Source organism: Streptomyces apricus, assembly GCF_008369065.1.
Taxonomy (GTDB): Bacteria; Actinomycetota; Actinomycetes; order Streptomycetales; family Streptomycetaceae; genus Streptomyces; species Streptomyces apricus.
Window position 1 is genome coordinate 1 of record NZ_VDFC01000185.1, and the last position, 1,787, is coordinate 1,787.

Genomic DNA, 1,787 nt, shown 5'->3' on the forward strand with positions numbered 1-1,787 from the left:
GGCCACGGCGAGTGCCGCGGCGCGTACGGTCCCGCTGGGAGCGATCGCCCATCTGCTGCCCGCCGGGCTTGACCTGTCCGACCCGGTGGCCGCCTTCGCCGTGGCCACGAAACGCCTGAGCGGCGGCCCGGGGCGGCAGGTGCTGCTGATCGACGACCTGCATCTGCTCGACGCGGCGTCCGCGGTGCTCCTGCGGCAGCTGATGGACGCCGGGGTCGTCATGCTGCTGGGTACCGTCCGCACGGGTGAGCCGTACGGGGACGCCGTGGCGGCACTGTGCGACGGGGACGGACTGCACCGGGTCGATCTGGACGTGCTGCCTCCCGAACAGATCGACGCCTTGCTGCACGCCGTGCTCGAAGCGCCGATGGCCCAGGCCGGCCTGCGCGCGCTGACCGCAGCGAGCGGCGGCAATGTCCTATATCTGCGTGAACTGGTCCTCGGCGCCCTGAGCAGCGGGGACCTCGTCCGGGACGGGGAACTGTGGCATCTGCGCGACGGCCGGCAAGGGCTGCCGGGCACCGTGCGGCTGACCGAGCTGATCGCGGGCCGGCTCGCCTCCGCCGGCGCTGCGGGACGCGCCGTCCTGGAACTGCTGGCCCTGTGCGGGCCGTTGTCCCTCATCGACGCCGAAGCCCTGGCGGCACCGGAGGAGGTGATGGCCCTGGAACAGGCTGGACTGATCCGTGTCACGCAGCTCCGACGGCGTACGAGCGTCTCCCTGGCCCATCCCCTCTACGGCGAGGCACTGCGCGCAGGACTCCCGGTCCTGCGCCGAAGACACCTGCTGCTGGAACAGGCCGCACGCGTCGAAGTACGAGGCGCCCGGCGCCGGGAAGACCCCCTGCACACAGCGACATGGCGCCTGGCCGCCACCGGTACGGCCGACCCCGGCCTGCTCCTGCAGGCTGCCGTCCTGGCGCGCCACGCCCACGACTACCACCAGGTCATCGCCCTGCTCCAGGCGCTGCCCGAAGAGCACAGCACCATGACCACCCACCTGCGACTGGGCGAAGCCTTCCTGGAGTTGGGGCGCTGGGACGAGGCCGGGACGGCACTCGCCCACGCCGACGCCCTGGCGGCCGGCGAGCCGGACGCACTGGCGGTCACCTTGGTCCGGACGACGAGCCTGTTGTGGAGCAACGCTCCCGTCACCGAGGCGCTACTGGTCAACGACCGCGCGCGGGACAGGATCGTCAGCCCGGCCGGCCGCCGTCAACTCCGCCTCAACGAAGGCTTCCTGCGCATCGCCTCGGGACACCCCGCTCAGGGACTGGCCCTGCTGACGGACCTGGGCAGCGAACCCGGCCACGACCTGCACATCGACGTCTGGTTACGGGGCGCCTGGATGAAGCCCGCCGGACTGGCCCTGACGGGCAGGACCCACGAGGCCGTCATCTGGGCGGAGCGGGTCCACGCCGTCCACCGGCAGATCCACAAAAAGGCCCTGGCCTCCCACCCTGCCTTCCAGCGCATCCCCCTCGTACTCGCCCTCACCGAGGCCGGCCGGCTCGCCGACGCCCGCCGGGAAGGGGAGACCGCCTACGCGGAACTGACCGTCTCCGGTTCGGGCGTACGCGTGTGGATGGCCGTCGTCCTCGGTCGCGCCGAATGGCTGGCCGGCCATCCCGCGGCAGCGCGCCGCTGGTGGGCCGAGGCGGCCGTCCTCGCGCGTGGCATCGACCACGCCATGGCGCTGCGCGTGGTGCTCCCCGGGCTGGCCGCCTGCGCGGCCGTGACGGGAGACCCGCACACGGCCGAGACCCTGCTCGCCGAACACCGCACCC

The 1,787-nt window shown here is 72.9% G+C and carries 1 protein-coding gene; it reads left to right on the forward strand.

The features are described from left to right. On the forward strand, positions 1–1,787 hold a 1,787-nt coding region (locus FGF04_RS40530), incomplete at both ends, for an ATP-binding protein (RefSeq protein WP_188114424.1).